The sequence below is a fragment of the Micromonospora sp. NPDC047074 genome, assembly GCF_040643815.1.
Taxonomy (GTDB): Bacteria; Actinomycetota; Actinomycetes; order Mycobacteriales; family Micromonosporaceae; genus Micromonospora.
Map to the genome: position 1 here is coordinate 186045 of NZ_JBEYVB010000002.1, position 18789 is coordinate 204833.

Annotated in this window: 18 protein-coding genes; 6 read left to right on the forward strand and 12 right to left on the reverse strand. The window is 72.5% G+C overall.

The window, feature by feature from the left end; translation table 11 throughout:
• The first annotated feature begins 81 nt into the window (after positions 1 to 81).
• Positions 82 to 1485, forward strand: a complete 1404-nt coding sequence (locus ABZ809_RS04555) for an NAD(P)H-quinone dehydrogenase (protein ID WP_357561004.1) — start codon at positions 82 to 84, stop codon at positions 1483 to 1485.
• Here the strand turns inward: ABZ809_RS04555 and ABZ809_RS04560 are convergent.
• The 3 genes from ABZ809_RS04560 to ABZ809_RS04570 all read right to left on the reverse strand — a co-directional run bounded on the left by ABZ809_RS04560 (position 1463) and on the right by ABZ809_RS04570 (position 3524).
• Positions 1463 to 2083 (reverse strand): DUF998 domain-containing protein, encoded by a 621-nt coding sequence (locus ABZ809_RS04560; RefSeq protein ID WP_357561005.1) that lies wholly within the window; start codon positions 2081 to 2083, stop codon positions 1463 to 1465. The two genes, ABZ809_RS04555 and ABZ809_RS04560, sit on opposite strands and share 23 nt — an antisense overlap.
• A 109-nt stretch (positions 2084 to 2192) precedes the next feature.
• Positions 2193 to 2591: an SH3 domain-containing protein gene (locus ABZ809_RS04565; RefSeq protein ID WP_357561006.1), complete on the reverse strand. Its 399-nt coding sequence runs from the start codon at positions 2589 to 2591 to the stop codon at positions 2193 to 2195.
• 282 nt (positions 2592 to 2873) lie between these two features.
• On the reverse strand, positions 2874 to 3524 hold the full coding sequence (locus ABZ809_RS04570; protein ID WP_357561007.1) for a DedA family protein: 651 nt from the start codon (positions 3522 to 3524) through the stop codon (positions 2874 to 2876).
• 439 nt (positions 3525 to 3963) lie between these two features.
• On the opposite strand from ABZ809_RS04570, the gene thrS reads away from it, so the two are divergent.
• Entirely contained in the window at positions 3964 to 5277 is a 1314-nt protein-coding gene (gene thrS / locus ABZ809_RS04575; RefSeq protein ID WP_357561439.1) for a threonine--tRNA ligase, read from the forward strand.
• A gap of 59 nt (positions 5278 to 5336) precedes the next feature.
• Here the strand turns inward: thrS and ABZ809_RS04580 are convergent, their stop codons facing one another.
• From ABZ809_RS04580 to ABZ809_RS04595, 4 genes are all read right to left on the reverse strand, one after another.
• The gene (locus ABZ809_RS04580; protein WP_357561441.1) at positions 5337 to 7238 is read right to left on the reverse strand and encodes an ABC transporter ATP-binding protein; all 1902 of its coding nucleotides are present in this window, start codon (positions 7236 to 7238) and stop codon (positions 5337 to 5339) included.
• Positions 7239 to 7381: 143 nt separating this feature from the next.
• Positions 7382 to 9115: an ABC transporter ATP-binding protein gene (locus tag ABZ809_RS04585; RefSeq protein WP_357561008.1), complete on the reverse strand. Its 1734-nt coding sequence runs from the start codon at positions 9113 to 9115 to the stop codon at positions 7382 to 7384.
• Positions 9109 to 9576: a MarR family transcriptional regulator gene (locus ABZ809_RS04590; protein ID WP_357561009.1), complete on the reverse strand. Its 468-nt coding sequence runs from the start codon at positions 9574 to 9576 to the stop codon at positions 9109 to 9111. Before ABZ809_RS04590 ends, ABZ809_RS04585 begins: the two co-directional genes overlap by 7 nt.
• A gap of 25 nt (positions 9577 to 9601) precedes the next feature.
• Positions 9602 to 10048: a DoxX family membrane protein gene (locus ABZ809_RS04595; RefSeq protein WP_357561010.1), complete on the reverse strand. Its 447-nt coding sequence runs from the start codon at positions 10046 to 10048 to the stop codon at positions 9602 to 9604.
• 84 nt (positions 10049 to 10132) lie between these two features.
• Here ABZ809_RS04595 and ABZ809_RS04600 point away from each other — a divergent pair, with 84 nt between their 5' ends.
• Positions 10133 to 10702 (forward strand): TetR/AcrR family transcriptional regulator, encoded by a 570-nt coding sequence (locus tag ABZ809_RS04600; protein WP_357561011.1) that lies wholly within the window; start codon positions 10133 to 10135, stop codon positions 10700 to 10702.
• 23 nt (positions 10703 to 10725) lie between these two features.
• On the opposite strand, the gene ABZ809_RS04605 is transcribed toward ABZ809_RS04600, so the two are convergent.
• The 4 genes from ABZ809_RS04605 to ABZ809_RS04620 form a co-directional block, all read right to left on the reverse strand.
• Positions 10726 to 11058, reverse strand: a complete 333-nt coding sequence (locus tag ABZ809_RS04605; protein WP_357561012.1) for a hypothetical protein — start codon at positions 11056 to 11058, stop codon at positions 10726 to 10728.
• Between the two features lie 160 nt (positions 11059 to 11218).
• Positions 11219 to 11647, reverse strand: coding sequence for a hypothetical protein (locus ABZ809_RS04610; protein ID WP_357561013.1), 429 nt, complete (start codon positions 11645 to 11647; stop codon positions 11219 to 11221).
• A gap of 318 nt (positions 11648 to 11965) precedes the next feature.
• Positions 11966 to 13405 (reverse strand): GuaB1 family IMP dehydrogenase-related protein, encoded by a 1440-nt coding sequence (locus ABZ809_RS04615; RefSeq protein WP_357561014.1) that lies wholly within the window; start codon positions 13403 to 13405, stop codon positions 11966 to 11968.
• 82 nt (positions 13406 to 13487) lie between these two features.
• Positions 13488 to 14084: a LysE/ArgO family amino acid transporter gene (locus tag ABZ809_RS04620; protein WP_357561442.1), complete on the reverse strand. Its 597-nt coding sequence runs from the start codon at positions 14082 to 14084 to the stop codon at positions 13488 to 13490.
• 96 nt (positions 14085 to 14180) lie between these two features.
• Between ABZ809_RS04620 and ABZ809_RS04625 the strand changes: the two genes are divergently transcribed.
• The gene (locus ABZ809_RS04625) at positions 14181 to 15071 is read left to right on the forward strand and encodes a LysR family transcriptional regulator ArgP (protein ID WP_357561443.1); all 891 of its coding nucleotides are present in this window, start codon (positions 14181 to 14183) and stop codon (positions 15069 to 15071) included.
• A gap of 105 nt (positions 15072 to 15176) precedes the next feature.
• Here ABZ809_RS04625 and ABZ809_RS04630 read toward each other — a convergent pair whose 3' ends face one another.
• The gene (locus ABZ809_RS04630) at positions 15177 to 16928 is read right to left on the reverse strand and encodes a biotin carboxylase N-terminal domain-containing protein (RefSeq protein WP_357561015.1); all 1752 of its coding nucleotides are present in this window, start codon (positions 16926 to 16928) and stop codon (positions 15177 to 15179) included.
• 145 nt (positions 16929 to 17073) lie between these two features.
• On the opposite strand from ABZ809_RS04630, the gene ABZ809_RS04635 reads away from it, so the two are divergent.
• Complete coding sequence (locus tag ABZ809_RS04635) at positions 17074 to 17685, forward strand: PadR family transcriptional regulator (protein WP_357561445.1); 612 nt, start codon at positions 17074 to 17076, stop codon at positions 17683 to 17685.
• A gap of 132 nt (positions 17686 to 17817) precedes the next feature.
• Positions 17818 to 18777 carry an ATP-binding cassette domain-containing protein gene (locus ABZ809_RS04640; RefSeq protein ID WP_357561016.1) on the forward strand — a complete coding sequence of 320 codons (960 nt, stop codon included), beginning with the start codon at positions 17818 to 17820 and terminating at the stop codon, positions 18775 to 18777.
• Positions 18778 to 18789 lie beyond the last annotated feature (12 nt).

Here is an 18789-nt window from a genome sequence, read left to right on the forward strand (position 1 = left end):
GCATTGGTCGGGGGCGGGCCCGGTGAGCGCGAGAAGTGCAGCGGAGCGGAGCCCCGCAGCCGCGAACGAAAGGATGGCCCTGTGAGCCGGATCGTGATCATCGGCGGTGGACCGGCCGGTTACGAGGCGGCCCTGGTCGCCGCGCAGTTGGACGCTGATGTCACCGTCGTGGAGGCCGAGGGCGCCGGCGGGGCCTGCGTGCTGTCCGACTGCGTGCCGTCGAAGACCTTCATCGCCAGCTCCGAGGTGGTCACCGGCTACCGGGACACCGAGGAGTTCGGGGTGCACTCCGACGGGCTGGAGGCCGTCACGGTCGACGCCGCGGCGGTGCACGAGCGGGTCAAGCGCCTCGCCCTCGCCCAGTCCGCCGACATCCACGCCAAGCTGGTCAAGGCCGGGGTGACCTTCGTCCAGGGCAGCGCCCGGCTCGGCGAGGACACCCTCGGCCACACCCACCGGGTGCTCGTCACCCCGGGCGACGGCGGCGGCGAGCAGTCGATCGACGCGTCGACCGTGCTGGTCGCCACCGGCGCCACGCCGCGCCAGCTGCCCACCGCCCTCCCGGACGGCGAGCGCATCCTGACCTGGCGCCAGGTGTACGACCTGCCGGAGCTGCCCGAGCATCTGATCGTGGTCGGCTCCGGCGTCACCGGCGCGGAGTTCGCCAGCGCCTATCTGGCGATGGGTGTGCGGGTGACCCTGGTCTCCAGCCGCGACCGGGTGATGCCGCACGAGGACGCCGACGCGGCGATGGCCATCGAACGGGTCTTCCGCAACCGGGGCATGAGCATCCTGAACAACTCCCGGGCGGACGCGGTCCGGCGTACCGCCGACGGGGTGGAGGTCACGCTCTCCGACGGCCGCCTGGTGGCCGGCTCGCACGCGCTGATCGCGGTCGGCTCGATCCCCAACACCGCCGACCTCGGTCTGGCCGAGTACGGCGTCACGCTGGCCCCGGGCGGCTACGTGACCGTCGACCGGGTCTCCCGCACCAACGTGCCCGGCATCTACGCCGCCGGCGACTGCACCGGGGTGCTGCCGCTGGCCAGCGTCGCCGCCATGCAGGGCCGGATCGCGATGTGGCACGCGCTCGGCGAGGCGGTGCGGCCGCTGCGGCTGCGTACCGTCGCGGCGAACGTCTTCACCGACCCGGAGTTGGCCACCGTCGGCGTCTCGCAGGACGAGGTCGACGCGGGCAGGGTGCCGGCCCGGCAGGTCATGCTGCCGCTGGACGGCAACGCCCGGGCCAAGATGGACGACCTCGCCGACGGCTTCGTCAAGCTCTTCTGCCGCCCGGCCAGCGGCCAGGTGATCGGTGGTGTGGTGGTGGCGCCGAAGGCCAGCGAGCTGATCCTGCCGATCACCATGGCGGTGGAGAACAACCTCACGGTCAACGAGCTGGCGCAGACCATCACGATCTACCCGAGCCTCTCCGGCTCCATCACCGAGGCCGCCCGCCAGCTCATGCTGCACGAACAGGAGTGACCCGGCGGAGCAGGGTGGTCGCGACGACGACGAGCACGGCGACCTCGGTGAGGATGAGCAGTCGCTCCACCAGGCCGAGCAGCAGCCGGTCGCCGGGGTAGGCCGACCAGATCATCGCCGCCGCCAGGACCATGCTGGCCGCGACGAGCGCGCGCACCCGGCGGCCGTCGGGCGCCGGCAGCCGCCGGGCGAGCAGCCAGCCGGCGACCGGCAACGCCAGGAAGGCGACCACCGAGGCGTACCGGTGGACGTAGGCGGCGGTGTCCATGGGCAGGCCGGGTTCGTTCGTCGGCACGACCGCGGCCAGCAGCAGCCCGCCGACCCAGGCGGTCAGCAGCACCTCGGCCGCCCGCCCCGGACCGGCGGCGGGAGGCCGGTGGGCGAGCCGCAGGGCGGGCAGCAGTACGGCGGTGGCCGCCGCGAGCACCACCATCGCCACGTCGATCACGCCGCCCCGCTCGGAGACGGCGAAGTCGCTGACGGTCAGCGCCCACGGGTCCAGGTCCTCGTTGACCCCGACGTGGCCGATCACGGTGAGCAGCGCCGCCAGGGCGATGCCGCCGAGGGCCAGCAGTCCACTGTTCCGGGTTCCACGCATGGCTCAGCCTGGCCCGGAACGGGCCCGAGGCGGATCCGGGTCGCCCACCGAGATCTGCCCCCGGGACCACCCCTAGGCGCAGGGCCGCCCGGTCAGGCCACCCGCCCCCTCAGCACTGGAAGACGTAATTCTGCACGATCCCCGTGGTCAGATACCAGTCACTGACCCAGCGCACTCCACCCGGGGTGTACAACTTCGACCAGATGTTGTATCCGTTCACGCTGGTCCCGTATCCCCAGCAGTCGACCTCGACCATCGTCCCGTTGGCGAGCACGCTGACCACCGGATAGCCGACTCCCGGGCCGGAGCGTACGTTGAGCCCGGTCGGGGCGTTTTTCACGTATGCGCACCAGGCGCGGGGGTCGCTGCCCGCGGATCCGCACTTGAAGACGTCGGCTTGTGCGGGCGAGGAGACGGTCAGGGTCGCGGCCAGCGCCGTCGCCGCCACCACCCCGATGCTGGCGAGCCGCCTGGGCGAAAGTCCCGCGATGATCGCCTTCATGGACATACGATTTCCTCTCATGCGTTGCGACAAGGGCACGGAGAAGTTCCAGAATGATCCTGCGGAAGCCGTTTCACCTGGAAACTGCAAGCGTCAGAAACGCAATGATCTGTCCATGCGTGATTCGCGCCGAAAGCGCGGCCGCCATTTCGGAAACGGCTCGCGCCTGATCATTCATCGACGCGCCCAAATGTTAGCCGGACGCCTGCCGGTAGTCAACGAATCACGAGGCGTGACCGTGCGCCGCGGTCGGAGTGTGTGGTCGGTGTGGACGCCGCCGCTGGAGCGTCACTCCGCCGCGGGCGGGTCCGTCGCCGCCGTGACGACGGCCGGCACCACCGTGGCCGGCTCGGCGGCCCGTCGTGCGCCGACGACGGTCATGGCCCAGCCCGCCGCCGCGAACCCGGTCGCCGCCACCCCCGCGATCAGCGCCAGCCGCCACGCCGACTCGGTCAGCGCCGTCCCACCGAGATGCCCGACCAGCCCGCCGTACGTCGCCCAGCCCAGTGCGGCGAGGCCCTCGTAGAGCAGGAAGAGCCGGTACGGGTACCGGCTGCGGCCGGCGGAGAAGCAGGCCGCCATCCGGCCGCCCGGCACGAAGCGGCAGAGCAGGATCACGAGCGGACCGGGTCGGCGCAGCCCCTGGGCGACCCGGTTGGCGACCCGTCGCGCCCGGCCCCGGGCGACGTCGCGGGGAGCCCGTCGGTCCGGCGCGCCCCGCCCGAGCAGGTAGCAGGCGAGGTCCCCGGCGAAGACGCCGAGCGCGCCGACGGCGATGGTCACCGGCAGGTTCAGCCCGCCGTACACCGTCAGGGCGCCACCGGTGATCATCACGACCTGGGTGGGGATCACCGGGACGAAGGCGTCGGCGACCAGCAGCGCGAGTAGTGCGAGGTACGCCCAGCTCGGCGACGCGACCTCAGTGAGTAGTTCGGGCACGACTGCCACCTCGCCGGATGGGGCCGATTGGGTGTAACGAGCCTGACTGGTCGCCGGACGGCACCGGGAACGACCCTGGTTCGTGGTGACCACCGACACGGCAGGGCCACCGGATGCAACGAGCAGGTCCCGCCGGCGGTGACGGAGTGGCGTACCGCCGAGGGTCGGCGGATCGGTGCCGTCCGGCGTACCGTTGGCGACGCGCGGCCCCCGCGACCGTCGGGTCCCCCGTTCCTGACGGTCGGGCCGCCCCCGGGCCGCCGGCAGGTCCCGTGCCGGCGGCCCGACCCTGCCCCGGCCGGGGCAGCACCCGCGCCGCCGGGCGCCGGACCGCCCACGAAAAACCCGCTGCGGCCCTCGGGCACGAGGGCGTACCGTCGCCGCATGCGCAGTGCGGTAGCCACCACGACGCCGGGAAACCCCGGCGCGCCGCACTGACCTGACCGTCGACGAGGCCCCGGGGCGACCGCCCCGGGGCCTCGTCGTCTCCGGTGACCAGGTCGCCTCCGGGTCGTACCCGAACGAGGAGCGCGACATGATCGACCACCGTAGGCTCGGCCGGGAGCTGGAGCTGTTCGGCTCCGACCCGCTGGCCGGCGCCGGGCTGCCGCTGTGGCTGCCGGCCGGCGCGGCCGCCCGGCACGCCGTCGAGGAGTACGTCCGCGAGCTGGAGCGCCGGGCCGGCTACCGGCACGTGCTCACCCCGCCGCTGGGCAAGCGGGAACTCTTCGAGATCTCCGGCCATCTCGGCTACTTCGCCGAGGACATGTTCCCGCCGATGGCGCTCGGCGCCGACGACGAGTTCGTGCTGCGCCCGGCGCTCTGCCCGCACCACGCCCTCGTGTTCCGGGCCCGGGGCCGCTCCTACCGGGAGCTGCCGCTGCGGATCGCCGAGCTGGGCGGCATGTACCGGGCCGAGCGCTCGGGCGTGCTCGGCGGCCTGTCCCGGGTGCGGGCCATCTCGCTGAACGACGCGCACAACTTCTGCGCCCTGGAACAGGTGGGCGAGGAGGTCGCGGAGATCCTCCGGCTGATCCGCGAGGCGCACGCCGCGCTCGGCGTACGGCCGGCGGGGTACCGGCTGTCGCTGCGCGGGCCGGGGGAGAAGTACGTCGGGGACGACGGCCAGTGGGCGCGGGCCGAGGGGCTGCTCCGCGCCGCGCTCGACGGGGTGGAGTTCACCGAGGCCCCGGGCGAGGCCGCGTTCTACGGACCGAAGATCGACATCCAGGTGCTGGACGCCGCCGGGCGGGAGTTCACCCTCTCCACCGTGCAGCTCGACTTCGACAAGCCGGAGCGGTTCGACCTGTCGTACACCGACGCGTCCGGGGCGCGGAGCCGACCGGTGATGGTGCACCGGAGCCTCGTGGGCAGCATGGAGCGGCTCTTCGCGTACCTGATCGAGGTGCACGAGGGCGCCTTCCCGGCCTGGTACGCCCCGGTGCAACTGGTGGTGCTGCCCGTCGGGGAGGGCGAGGCCGGCGCGGCGGCCCGGCTCGCCCACGACGCGTTGGCGGCGGGGCTGCGGGTGGAGGTCGACGGGGCCGGCTCGCTGGGCGCCCGGATCCGCGACGCCGCCCGCGCCCGGGTGCCGTACGCCGCCGTCATCGGCCCCCGCGAGGCCGCCGGGGGCGCGGTCTCGCTGCGGCTGCGCGGCGGCCGCGCCCTGGACCCGATGCCCGCCGCCGACGCCCTCCGGCTGATCGGCGCGGTGGTTGCCGGGCGCGGCCCGGACCTGCTGCCGGAACGCTGAGCCCTCGCCCGGCCCCGATCCCGTCGCCGGCCGGCCGGTCGCCCCCGGTGACCCCGCTGTCACCGGGACGACCCCTGAAGCGGCGCGGGCTCGGGGTCGGGCTGGACGGCGGCGGTGAACTGCGACTGGTAGAGGCGGTGGTACGCGCCCCGCGCGGCGAGCAACTCGTCGTGCGTGCCCTGCTCCACGATCCGGCCGTCCTCCATCATGAGGATCAGGTCGGCGTCGCGGATGGTGGAGAGCCGGTGCGCGATGACGAAGCTCGTCCGGTCCGAACGCAGGGCGGCCATCGCCCGCTGCAGCAGCACCTCGGTGCGGGTGTCCACCGAACTGGTCGCCTCGTCCAGGATCAGCAGCGAAGGCTCGGCGAGGAACGCCCGGGCGATCGTGATGAGCTGCTTCTCGCCGGCGCTGACGTTGCTGCCCTCCTCGTCGATCACCGTGTCGTAGCCGTCGGGGAGGCTGCGCACGAACCGGTCCACGAACGTGGCCCGGGCCGCCGCCACGATCTCCTCCTCGCTCGCCCCCGGGCGGCCGTACGCGATGTTGTCGCGGATGGTGCCGCCGAAGAGCCAGGTCTCCTGGAGGACCATCCCGATCCTGCCGCGCAGGTCGTCGCGGCGCATGGTGGTGATGTCCACCCCGTCGAGGGTGATCCGGCCGGCGTCCAGCTCGTAGAAGCGCATGACCAGGTTGACCAGCGTGGTCTTGCCGGCCCCGGTCGGCCCGACGATGGCCACCGTGTGGCCGGGCTCGGCGACCAGGGAGAGGTCCTCGATCAGCGGCTTGTCCGGGGCGTACCGGAAGGAGACGTCGGAGAACTCGACCCGGCCGTGCGGGTCGCGTACCCGGGCCGGCTCCGCCGGGTCGGGGCTCTGCTCCTCGGCGTCGAGCACGGCGAAGACCCGCTCGGCGGAGGCCACCCCGGACTGGAGCAGGTTCGCCATGGAGGCGACCTGGGTGAGCGGCTGGGTGAACTGCCGGGAGTACTGGATGAACGCCTGCACGTCGCCGAGGCTCATCGCCCCCGAGGCCACCCGCAGGCCGCCGACCACGGCGACCACCACGTAGCTGAGGTTTCCGACGAACATCATCGCCGGCATGATGATCCCGCTGATGAACTGGGCGCCGAAGCTCGCCCGGAACAGCTCCTCGTTCTTCGCGGTGAAGGCGGCTTCCACCTCGCGCTGCCGGCCGAAGACCTTGACCAGCTCGTGGCCGGTGAACGCCTCCTCGATCTGGCCGTTCAGCTCGCCGGTGTGCGTCCACTGGGCGATGAACTGCTGCTGCGACCGCTTGGCGATGGCGGTGGTGACGACCACCGAGACCGGGACCGCGACCAGGGCCACCAGGGCGAGCAGCGGCGAGATCCAGAACATCATGCCCAGCACGCCGACCACGGTGAGCAGCGAGGTGAGCAACTGGCTCAGCGTCTGTTGGAGGCTGGTCGAGATGTTGTCGATGTCGTTGGTGACCCGGCTCAGCAGCTCGCCCCGGGGCTGCCGGTCGAAGTAGGGCAGCGGGAGCCGGTTGAGCTTGTCCTCCACCTCGGCGCGCAACCGCAGCACGGTCCGCTGCACCACCCCGTTGAGCAGCCAGCCCTGCCACCAGGACAGCAGGCTGGCCGCCAGGTAGAGCCCGAGCGCCAGCAGCAGCACCCCCGCCAGCGCGGCGAAGTCGATGCCGACGCCGGGCACCACGTCCATCCGGGCGAGCATGTCGGCGAAGTTGTCGTTACCGGCGGCCCGCGCCGCGTCCACCGCCTGGTCGGCGGTGGTGCCGGCCGGTAGCTGCCGGCCGATCACGCCGGTGAAGATGACGTCGGTGGCCCAGCCGAGCACCTTCGGCCCGACCACGCTGAGCCCGACGCTGATCACCGCCAGCGCGATCACGGCGACGAGCTGGAGCCGCTGCGGGCGGAGCCGGCCCATCAGCCGCCGGGCCGAGGGACCGAAGTTCATCGACCGCTCGGCGGGCAGCCCGGCGGCCCCCGGGTGCCCGCCGTGCCCGCCGGGCGGCAGCCGCCTCGGCGTCCGCGCGTCGGCGGCCGGCTTCTGCTGCGGTACGGCGCCGCCGTGCCTGCTGGTTCGCTTGCTCCGCTCGCTCACGCGGCCACCCCCGTCGTGGTCTGCGACGCCACGATCTCGGCGTACGTCGGGCAGGTCAGTAGTAGTTCGTCGTGTCGGCCGATCCCGACCACGCCCCCGTTCTCCAGCACGACGATCTGGTCCGCGTCGACGATGGTGGAGACCCGCTGCGCCACGATCACCACGGCGGCGTCCGCGGTGACCGGCCGCAGCGCCGCCCGCAGCCGCGCGTCCGTGCCGAGGTCCAGCGCGGAGAACGAGTCGTCGAAGAGGTAGATCTCCGGCTGCCGGACCAGGGCACGCGCGATGGCCAGCCGTTGCCGCTGCCCGCCGGAGACGTTCGTGCCGCCCTGCGCGATCGGCGCCGCCAGCCCTTCGGGCATCGCCTCGACGAAGTCCCGCGCCTGGGCGATCTCCAGCGCCGCCCAGAGTTCCTCGTCGGTCGCGTCCGGGTTGCCGTAGCGCAGGTTGCTCGCCACCGTCCCGGTGAACAGGTACGGCCGCTGCGGCACCAGCCCGATCCGGCGCCACAGCTCGTCCGGCGCCAGGTCCCGTACGTCGACGCCGTCGACCAGGACCGTGCCCGTGGTCGCGTCGACCAGCCGGGGGACGAGCGACAGCAGGGTGCTCTTGCCCGCGCCGGTGCTGCCGATGATCGCCGTCGTCGTCCCCGGCGTCACCCGGAACGAGACGTCCCGCAGCACCGGCTCGGCCGCCCCCGGGTAGCGGAAGCCGACGTCACGCAGTGCCAGCTCGCCGTGGGTCGTCACCTCGGTCACGGGGTGGGCGGCGGGCGCCACCGAGGAGTCGGTGTCCAGCACCTCGACGACGCGCTCGGCGCAGACCGCCGCGCGGGGCACCATCATCAGCATGAAGGTGGCCATCATGACGGCCATCAGGATCTGCATCAGATACTGCAGGAAGGCGGTGAGGGCGCCGACCTGGATCGCCCCGTCCTCCACCCGCTGGGCGCCGAACCAGAGCACGGCGACGCTGGAGACGTTGAGCACCAGCATCACCACCGGGAAGATCAGCGCCATCAGCCGGCCGGTGCGCAGGGCGGTCGCGGTGAGGTCGGCGTTCGCTGTGGCGAAGCGCTCCGTCTCGTACGGCTCCCGGACGAACGCCCGCACCACCCGGATGCCGGTGATCTGCTCGCGCAGCACCCGGTTGACGGTGTCGATGCGGGTCTGCATGAGCCGGAAGCCCGGCACCATCCGTTTGATGATCAGCCCGAGCGCGACGGCCAGTACGGGCACGCAGACCACCATCAGCCAGGAGAGCCCGACGTCCTCGCGCAGCGCCATCACGACGCCCCCGACGCTCATGATGGGCGCGGCGACGAGCATCGTGCAGCTCATCAGCACGAGCATCTGCACCTGCTGCACGTCGTTGGTGTTGCGGGTGATCAGCGAGGGCGCGCCGAACCGGGCGACCTCCCGGGCGGAGAAGCGGTTGACGTGCCCGAACACCGCCGAGCGGACGTCCCGGCCGAAGCCCATCGCCGTCCGCGCGCCGAGGTAGACGGCGACGACCGAGCAGGCGATCTGGACCAGGCTGACCGCGAGCATCCAGAGACCGGTGCGCAGGATGTAGCCGGTGTCGCCCCGGGCCACTCCCAGGTCGATGATGTCGGCGTTGAGGCTGGGCAGGTAGAGCGACGCCATCGTGCCGACGAACTGGAGCAGGACCACCGCGGCCAGCGGCCGGTGGTAGGGACGCAGGTAGGTGCGCAGGAGCCGGATCAGCATGCCACGCCCTCCGGGGTGCGGTGGTCACCTTCGCCGCGCGCGATGACCTGGACGAGGAACTCGCGGATCACCGCCGCCTTCGCCGGGTCGGCGTCGACCGGGGTCAGCGGGTGCCCCGAGTGGAGCACGGCGGTCAGCGCGTCGAGCCGGGCCCGGCCGGCCGGCGTGATCGCGAGCCGGACGCTGCGCCGGTCGGTCTCGTCACGCTGCCGCGCGACGAGACCGTCGCGTTCGAGGGTGTCGACGATGCCGGTGAGGGTGGCCGGCCGGACGAAACCGTGCTCGGCCACCGTGCGGTGCGGCAGCTCGCCGTGCTGCGCGAGGGTCATCAGGGTGACCATCCCGGCCTGGGTGAGCCCGTGTTCCTCGGCCAGGTAGCGGTTCCACCGCTGCCCGGTGAGGTGCCCGGCGACCACGAGCAGCCGCCCGAGGGGCGCGTCCCGGAGCGTGATCAGATCCATGGCGGTTACATTAGCTCCCTGAACGTCAGGGCCCAAACGAAATAGCGAGGGCGGCGGCGACGAACACCACCTGAAGGGCGGTCCGGGCGCCGAGGGGGGTCACCGGCCGGCCCGCCAGGGTCAGCCCGCGCCGGGCGGCCGAGACGTTGGCCGGGAACATGGCCAGCATCAGCAGGGCCAGCCCGGCCGCGGCCCAGCGGGCGGTCGCCGGCAGGAGCAGGCCCACCGCGCCCGCCAACTCCAGCACCCCGGTGACCGTGACCAGCAGGTCGGGCCGGGGCAGGCGGGGCGGCACCATCGCGATCAGGTCCGCCCGGCGGGTGGCGGTGAAGTGCGCGACGCCGGTCAGCGTGAGCATCAGGGCCAGCCCGACCCGTAGTGCGGGGTGCCAGCCGTCCAGCGCGGCAAGGCCGGCCAACCCGGCCAGTCGGGCGAGCGCGGTGCCGGCCACGAGGGCGATGAGCGGAGCCACGGGGCCTCCTCGGTCGGGGAACTTGTCGCCGACAAGATTGCCGCCGACCGTGTCATCTTGTCAATGCAAAGATATGCTGGCGGCATGACCGGACCCCGCGGCTACCACCACGGCGACCTGCGTCGCGCCCTGCTCGCCGCAGCGGTGCGGGTGATCGAGGAATCGGGCCCGGCGGCGCTGAGCCTGCGCGACCTGGCCCGGCGGGCCGGGGTCTCGCACGCCGCCCCGGCACACCACTTCGGCGACAAGTCCGGGCTGCTCACCGCCCTCGCGGCCGAGGGCTTCGAGCTGCTTGCCGAGGCGCTGCACGACGCCGGCGGCGACCTGCTGGACAGGGGCGTCGCGTACGTCGACTTCGCGATCGGGCACCGCGCGCACTTCGAGGTGATGTTCCGTCCGGACCTCTACCGGGCCGACGCGGAGGAACTCGCGGCGGCCCGCGAGCGTGCCGGCGACGCGTTGCGCGCGGGGGTCGCCGCGCTGCCCGAGGGGCGCCCGACGGCGGAGGACCCGCAGGGCGACGCGCTCGCCGCCTGGTCGATCGTGCACGGCTTCGCCACGCTCTGGCTCTCGGGCGCCCTGCCGGCCCGCGTCGGCGACGACCCCCGGGCCGCCGCCCGCGCGGTCGCCCAGCGCCTCTTCCCGAAGCCGTAAGGAATGGGCCCTTCCTGAGGGTGTCAGCCCGGCGGAGGCGGACACTCCAGGACTGCGATCGAGTTTCCGGCGAACAGCCTCAGGTGCGGATGCCCGGAGAAGATCTGAACTGCCTCGTCGTGCGAGTCCGCCGACACGACGGCGTAGCCGGTCATGGGGTCGGTGAAGTCCTCGACCCCCTGCGCCGTGACCAGCTTCTTCGCGTTCAACGGAGCGCCGGGATCGATGAGGGCCTTCTCGTTGACCTGTGCCCATGACGCCCAGGCGTGGATGAACTCAGCCTGCTGCTGTTCGGTGAGTTCGGCCTTGCCGACCTCATCAGCCGCGCCGTTGAAGAGCGCAAGGAATCTGCCCATTGCCGCATCGTACTGGCGGCCTGCTCATGCGCCCCCGAACCTGATCACGATCGGCTGGAATATCAGGCTGCCATTGCGGCCAAAGACGCCCAAGCGGGAAGGCCCGCGTCGCGGGGCCTTCCCGTTCAGGTATGTCGACCGGCCACGTCAGCCCTTCGGGTCAGCTCTTCCAGATGGTGACCCTGGGGCCGCACACGTTGGTGATGCCGTTGCTGTTCCTCCGGCACTCGTAGGCGGTGACCCTGCCCCAGCCGTTCGAGAGGTGGGAGCGGTACGTGAAGTGCCTGACGAACCCGCAACCGTGGCCCTTCGTGTTCGGCTTCTCCGTGCGCGGCGGCGAGTCGAAGACGGTTCCAGGCACGAAGGTGATGGTCACCTGCGCGTACTTGCCGTCGCACGCGGTGTCCTTCACGTAGCCCTTGACGTAGACGTATGAGTACTTGACGTACGTCGTGCCCTGGGCGTGCGCCCCGGCAACGCCTGTGGTGCTCCAGGTGGTCGCCGCCTGGGCCGGAGCCTGAGCGAACCCGAGAGTCAGCAGAGTCACTGCCGCGGTCGCGGCCGCCGCTCGCCGTAGATTGATGCGCATTGCGCCTCCTGTCCGGTGCGGCGATTCTGTTCGCCGCCCTGCGACTTTGGCACACGCATCGACAGACGGACAATGCTTGGCGGCTCAAGAAAACTTGAGAATTCGTCACGCGAAACTTTTTCCGAGAATTGGCATCCCGCATTCGCGACGATTTTGACCCCTGTTCAGACGATTCGATCAGCGGCGTTCCCGCACCTCTGCCCGACGCCGAGGCGGCGGCGGTACAAATCAATTGTCAATTAAAAGTGACCTACCGCGAAGGTCGGCCGCCTGTTATTTGGGGCACCCGCTGACACTGCCCGTCGCGCCGTGCCGGGGTCACCAGCTCGTGGGCAGCGGCATTCCCTCGGTGTAGCCGGCCGTGCTCTGCACGCCGACCAGGGCCCGCTCGTGGAACTCGGCCAGATCCCGGGCGCCCGCGTAGGTGAAGGCGCTGCGCACCCCGGCGATGATCTCGTCGATCAGGTCCTCCACGCCGGGCCGGGCCGGGTCCAGGTACATCCTGGCCGAGGAGATGCCCTCCTCGAAGACCGCCTTGCGGGCCCGGTCGAACGCGCTGTCGTCGGCCGTCCGCGCGCTGACCGCCCGTGCCGAGGCCATGCCGAAACTCTCCTTGTAGCGCCGGCCGTCCGCGTCGGTGTAGAGGTCACCGGGGGACTCGTAGGTGCCGGCGAACCAGGAACCGATCATCACGTTCGACGCGCCGGCGGCCAGCGCCAGCGCCACGTCGCGCGGGTGGCGTACGCCGCCGTCGGCCCAGACGTGCCGGCCGAGCTGGCGGGCCGCCGCGGCGCAGTCGAGCACGGCGGAGAACTGGGGCCGGCCCACCCCGGTCATCATCCGGGTGGTGCACATCGCGCCCGGGCCGACGCCGACCTTGACGATGTCGGCCCCCGCCTCCACCAGGTCCCGTACGCCCTCGGCGGTCACCACGTTGCCGGCCGCGACCGGGACCGCCGGGTCCAGCGCCCGGACCGCCCGCAGGGCGGAGATCATCCGTTCCTGGTGGCCGTGCGCGGTGTCCACGACCAGCGTGTCCACCCCGGCCTCCAGCAACGCCGCCGCCTTGCCGGTCACGTCGCCGTTGATGCCCACGGCGGCGGCGATCCGCAGCCGGCCCCGGTCGTCCACGGCCGGCCGGTAGAGGGTCGCCCGCAGCGCGCCCTGCCGGGTCAGCACCCCGACGAGCCGGCCCTCGCCGTCGACCACCGGGGCGAGCCGCCGCCGGCCCGCCGAGAGCCGGTCGAAGCCGGTACGCGGGTCCGCGTCCGCCGGCACGGTGTGCAGCTCGGTGGACATGACGTGCCGGAGTTGGGCGAAGCGGTCCACGCCCACGGTGTCCGCCTCGGTCACCACGCCCAGCGGCCGGCTCTCCTCGTCGATCACGACCACGGCGCCGTGCGACCGCTTCGGCAGCAGGTGGATCGCGTCGCCGACGGTGTCGGTCGGGCCCAGCGTGATCGCCGTGTCGTGCACCAGGTGCCGTTGCTTGACCCAGCCGACGACGTTCGCGACCACCTCGATCGGGATGTCCTGCGGGATGACCGCGATCGCGCCGCGCCGGGCGACCGTCTCGGCCATCCGGCGGCCGGACACCGCGGTCATGTTCGACACCACCAGCGGGATGGTGGTGCCCGTGCCGTCGCCGGTGGCCAGGTCGACGTCGAGCCGCGAACCCACCTCGGAACGGGCGGGCGCCATGAAGACGTCGTTGTAGGTCAGGTCGTGCGCGGGAACCGCGCCGTGAAGAAACCGCACGTCGCCATCATTCCCGCCCGCCCGCGTCCGCGCCCCCGGTGGTAGCCGAAAACACCCCGACCGCGCCCGGGACGCGGAGCGCTCAGTCGAGCAGCAGGGTCGCCGCGACCGCGACCATCACGAGGGCGACGGTGCCGTCGACGAATCGCCAGGCCGTCGGGCGGGCCAGCACGGGCGCGAGCCGGTGCGCGGCTGCCCCGATGGCGGTGAACCAGACCGCGCTGGCCAGCGCGGCCCCCGCGCCGAAGACCCAGTGATGCGGGTGCTGGCGGGCCACCCCGCCGAGCAGGAGGACGGTGTCGAGGTACACGTGCGGGTTGAGGTAGGTGAACGCGAGGCAGGCCAGCAGCGTCGCCCCGAGCGTGGCCGGCGGCCGGTCGGCCGGGGAGAGCGCGCCGGGCCGCAGCGCGCGCCGGGCGGCCAGCACGGCGTACCCGAGCAGGAACGCGGCGCCGAACCACCGGACGGCGGTGAGGGCGGCGGGGTGTTCCCGCGTGGCGGTGCCCATTCCGGCGATGCCGAGCGAGATGAGCAGCGCGTCGGAGGCGGCGCAGACGGCGACCACCGGCACGACGTGCTCCCGGCGCAGGCCCTGCCGCAGGACGAACGCGTTCTGCGCGCCGATGGCGGCGATCAGCGCGATGGACAGGGAGAAGCCGGCGACGGCGGAGCCGGCCACCGGGCCGCTGAGAAGGTCAGGCACCAGATGACGGTACGAGTCGCACGAGATTCAGCCCAGCTAAAGATTCTCAGGGTGGATAAGCTCAGCTTCATCATGCTGGACTCCACACAGCTCCGTACGCTCGCCGCGGTGGTCGCCGAGGGCAGCTTCGAGGCCGCCGCCCAGGCCCTGCACATCACGCCGTCGGCCGTCAGCCAACGGATCAAGGCGCTGGAGCAGGCCGTCGGCCAGGTGCTCGTACGCCGGTCGAAGCCGTGCCTGGCCACCGACGCGGGCCGGCCGCTGCTCCGGCTCGCCGGGCAGGTGGCCCTGCTGGAACGGGAGGCGCTCGGCGCGGCCCGACCGGCGACGTCCGGTGAGTCCGCCCCCACCCGGGTGACGGTGGTGGCGAACGAGGACTCGCTCGGCACCTGGTTCGTCGGCGCGTTGGCGCGGCTGCCCACCGGGCTGGCGCTCCTGTTCGACGTCCGCCGGGACGACGAGGAGCACACCGCGGAGCTGATCCGCGACGGCACGGCGATGGCGGCGGTGACCGCGCAGCGCGAGGCCGTCCAGGGCTGCCGGGTGGAGCGGCTGGGCGCGATGCGGTACGTCGCGCTGGCCCAGCCCGGGTTCGCCGCCCGCCACTTCCCCGACGGCCTCACCGAGCCCGCCCTCGCGGCGGCGCCGATGCTGGCGTTCGACCGCAAGGACCGGCTCCAGCACCGGTTCGTCCGCACCGTCACCCGGCGCCGGCTCGATCCGCCGGTCCACTACGTCCCGTCCTTCGAGGGCTTCAACGAGGCGGTGCGGCTCGGGCTGGGCTGGGGAATGGTCCCGGAGCGGCTGGCCCGCGCCGACGTCGCCGCCGGGCGCTGCGTCGACGTGGGCGCCGGGCGCCACCTGGACCGCCCGTTGTACTGGCAGCACTGGCGGATGGAGTCCACCACCCTGGACGCGCTGACCGTCGCCGTCCGGGCGGTGGCCGCCGCCGAGCTGCGCTGACTCCGCGGCTGGCCGGTGCCACGCCGGGGGCGCCTCGCCCTGCCATGCGTTAGGAAGGGCACCTTCCTCTACCGAAAACGCTAGGAAGGTGCCCTTCCTAACGCCTCAGGCGATGGTGCAGATCGCCGTACCGGCGGTGATGACGGCGCCGACCTCGGCCGCGAGCCCACTGACCGTGCCCGCCTTGTGGGCGTGCAGCGGCTGCTCCATCTTCATCGCCTCCAGCACCACGACCAGGTCGCCCTCGGCGACGGTGTCGCCGTCGGCCACAGCGATCTTGACGATGGTGCCCTGCATCGGGGACGTCAGCGCGTCGCCGCTGACCGCGACGCCGGCCTTGGCCGCGCCGCCCCGGCGGGCCGGCTTGCGGGCGGCGGGCGCGGCGGTGGTCGTACCCCCGCCGAAGCCGGCGGGAAGGCTGACCTCCAGCCGCTTGCCGCCGACCTCGACCACGACGGTCTCCCGCCCGGCCGGCGCCTCGGCGGGACCGGCGGCGGCGGCGAACGGCGCGACGGTGTTGTCGAACTCGGTCTCGATCCACCGGGTGTGCACGGCGAACGGCTCGGCGGTGAACGCCTCGTCCCGGACCACCAGCCGGTGGAACGGCAGCGCGGTGGCCATGCCCTCGACGACCATCTCGTCCAGGGCGCGGCGGGCCCGCTCCAGCGCCTCGGTACGCGTCTCGCCGGTGATGATCACCTTGGCCAGCAGCGAGTCGAAGTTGCCGCCGATCACGTCGCCGGCGGAGATGCCGGTGTCCACCCGGACGCCGGGGCCGGTGGGCAGCCGCAGCGCGGTGACGGTGCCGGGGGCGGGCAGGAAGTTGCGGCCCGGGTCCTCGCCGTTGATCCGGAACTCGATGGAGTGCCCGCGCGGTGCCGGGTCCTCGGTGAGCCGCAGCTTCTCGCCGTCGGCGATCCGGAACTGCTCGCGGACCAGGTCGATGCCGGCGGTCTCCTCGGTGACCGGGTGCTCGACCTGGAGGCGGGTGTTGACCTCCAGGAAGGAGATGGTGCCGTCGGCGCCGACCAGGTATTCCACCGTGCCGGCGCCGTGGTAGCCCGCCTCCCGGCAGATCGCCTTGGCGCTGTCGTGGATCTGGGCGCGCTGCGCGTCGGTGAGGAACGGCGCGGGGGCCTCCTCGACCAGCTTCTGGTGGCGGCGCTGCAGCGAGCAGTCCCGGGTGCCGACCACGACCACGTTGCCGTGCTGGTCGGCCAGCACCTGCGCCTCGACGTGGCGGGGCTGGTCCAGGTAGCGCTCGACGAAGCACTCGCCCCGGCCGAACGCGGCGACCGCCTCGCGGGTGGCCGACTCGAACAGGTGCGGGATCTCCTCCATCGTGCGGGCCACCTTGAGCCCGCGCCCGCCACCGCCGAAGGCGGCCTTGATGGCGACCGGCAGGCCGTGGTCGACGGCGAACGCCAGCACCTCGTCGGGGCCGCCGACCGGGTCGGGGGTGCCGGGCACCAGGGGCGCGCCGGCGCGCTGGGCGATGTGCCGGGCCGTGACCTTGTCGCCGAGGTCCCGGATCGCCTGCGGGGTGGGGCCGACCCAGGTCAGCCCGGCGTCGATGACGGCCTGGGCGAAGTCGGCGTTCTCGGAGAGGAAGCCGTAGCCGGGGTGGACCGCGTCGGCCCCGGCCTGCGCGGCGACCGCCAGCAGCTTGTCGATGCGCAGGTACGTCTCGGCGGCGGTGTCCCCGCCGAGGGCGTACGCCTCGTCGGCGAGTGTGACGTGCAGGGCGTCCCGGTCAGAGTCCGCGTAGACGGCGACGCTGCCGAGGCCGGCGTCCCGACAGGCCCGGATGACGCGGGCGGCGATCTCGCCGCGGTTGGCGATGAGTACCTTGCGCACCTTGCTGGCTCCTCCCGGGTGTCACTGCCCGGGAGTTTATCGGCCACCCTGGCAGGCCTAACGATCGCTCAGTGTGGGATGCCGCACTGTTCGCCGCGCCCTAGTCAAATTTGCTTATTACGCTCACCGGGTGTCTGCCACCCGAATGATGATTCTCGGCCTGGTGCGCTGGATGCAGCCCGTGCACGGCTACGACGTGCGCCGTGAGCTGCTCAGTTGGAGTGCCGACAAGTGGGCGAACGTGCAGCCCGGCTCGATCTACCACGCCCTGCGCAAGCTGACCCAGGAGGGGCTGCTGCGTGAGGTGGCCACCGAACAGGTGGGTGGGCGGCCGGCCCGCACCACGTACGAGGTGACGCGCAAGGGCGAGGAGGAGTTCGAGTCGCTGCTGCGTGGGCTCTGGTGGCAACTGCACGAGCCGCCGGACCCGTTCACGGCGGCGTTCTCGTTCCTGCCCGCGATGCCGCGCGAGGAGGCGGCGGCGGCCCTGCGCAACCGGGCGAACCTGCTTCGTGCCGGTGTCGAGTGGATGCGTACCTCGTTGAGTTCTGGCTGGGTGCGTGAGACCAAGCCGGTGCACGTGGGGTGGATGTTCGAGCTGTGGGCGGCCCGCTCCGAGGTGGAGATCTCCTGGTGCGAGCGGATCGCGGAGCGGATCGAGTCGGGGGTGCCGTACCTGCCGGAGGGGCTGGACCGGGCGCAGGGCTGGGCGGGCTGGGAGGAGCGGTTGCCGCCTCGGGGGTCGGAAGGAGAATAATCAACGTTGACCACAAGAGCTATATCGCGTTAGCCTGCTCGCGACGCGACGGGGGAGCACGCCGTCCGGCGTCGTCTCCGAGGGACAGACAGCTAGGCCGGCCCGCGCCGGCCCGGACGACCAGGAGCAGAGATGATCGAGACCAGGGGGTTGCGGAAGTCGTTCCGCTCCCGCGAGAGTCGCCAGACGAAGACCGTCGACGCGGTGCGCGGCGTCAACCTGAAGGTCACCGAGGGGGAGATCTTCGGCTTCCTCGGCCCCAACGGCGCGGGCAAGACCACCACCCTGCGGATGCTGGCCACGCTGATCGAGCCGGACGGCGGCGAGGCCGTCGTCGCCGGGGTCGACCTGCGCAAGGACCCGGCCGAGGTGCGCCGCCGCATCGGCTACGTCGCCCAGGGCGGCAGCACCTGGGACGAGTCCACCGCCCGCGAGGAACTCGTCCTGCACGCCCGGATGTACGGCATCGGCAAGGCCGAGGCGCACCGGCGGGCCGCCCGCGCCCTCGACGCCTTCCAGCTCACCGAGTACGCCGACCGCAAATGCAAGACCTACTCCGGCGGTCAGCGGCGGCGGGTGGACATCGCCCTCGGCATCATCCACGAGCCACGGATCGTCTTCCTGGACGAGCCAACCACCGGCCTCGACCCGCAGAGCCGCGCGCACATGTGGGACGAGATCCGGCGACTGCGCGCCGACGGCATGACCGTCTTCATCACCACCCACTACCTGGAGGAGGCCGACGCGCTCTGCGACCGGATCGCGATCACGGACCACGGCGAGGTGGTCGCCGAGGGCACCCCGGCGGAGCTGAAACGCGAGATATCCGGCGACGTCGTGCTGGTCGGGCTGGACGCCAGGGCCACCCCGCAGGCCGCGCAACTGCTCGACGGCGAGCCGTACGTCAACAAGCTGGAGACCGTCGACGAGGGCGGGCTGCGGCTCTACGTCGACGAGGGCGCGACCGCCATCCCGCAGATCCTGCGCCGCGTCGACACCGCGGGCCTCGGGCTCAGCTCCATCGAGTTGCACCGGCCGAGCCTCGACGACGTCTTCCTCACCAAGACCGGCCGCTCGCTGCGCGAGTCCTGATCCCAGACCGGA

Excerpts from the sequence above, each read along its gene's own strand:
- ABZ809_RS04565 (WP_357561006.1), bottom strand. The coding sequence starts at position 2,591 with ATGTCCATGAAGGCGATCATCGCGGGACTTTCGCCCAGGCGGCTCGCC.
- ABZ809_RS04640 (WP_357561016.1), top strand. The coding sequence starts at position 17,818 with ATGATCGAGACCAGGGGGTTGCGGAAGTCGTTCCGCTCCCGCGAGAGT.
- ABZ809_RS04590 (WP_357561009.1), bottom strand. The coding sequence starts at position 9,576 with ATGGATCTGATCACGCTCCGGGACGCGCCCCTCGGGCGGCTGCTCGTG.
- ABZ809_RS04605 (WP_357561012.1), bottom strand. The coding sequence starts at position 11,058 with ATGGGCAGATTCCTTGCGCTCTTCAACGGCGCGGCTGATGAGGTCGGC.
- ABZ809_RS04635 (WP_357561445.1), top strand. The coding sequence starts at position 17,074 with ATGATGATTCTCGGCCTGGTGCGCTGGATGCAGCCCGTGCACGGCTAC.
- ABZ809_RS04600 (WP_357561011.1), top strand. The coding sequence starts at position 10,133 with ATGACCGGACCCCGCGGCTACCACCACGGCGACCTGCGTCGCGCCCTG.
- ABZ809_RS04560 (WP_357561005.1), bottom strand. The coding sequence starts at position 2,083 with ATGCGTGGAACCCGGAACAGTGGACTGCTGGCCCTCGGCGGCATCGCC.
- ABZ809_RS04585 (WP_357561008.1), bottom strand. The coding sequence starts at position 9,115 with ATGCTGATCCGGCTCCTGCGCACCTACCTGCGTCCCTACCACCGGCCG.
- ABZ809_RS04625 (WP_357561443.1), top strand. The coding sequence starts at position 14,181 with ATGCTGGACTCCACACAGCTCCGTACGCTCGCCGCGGTGGTCGCCGAG.
- ABZ809_RS04610 (WP_357561013.1), bottom strand. The coding sequence starts at position 11,647 with ATGCGCATCAATCTACGGCGAGCGGCGGCCGCGACCGCGGCAGTGACT.
- ABZ809_RS04580 (WP_357561441.1), bottom strand. The coding sequence starts at position 7,238 with ATGAACTTCGGTCCCTCGGCCCGGCGGCTGATGGGCCGGCTCCGCCCG.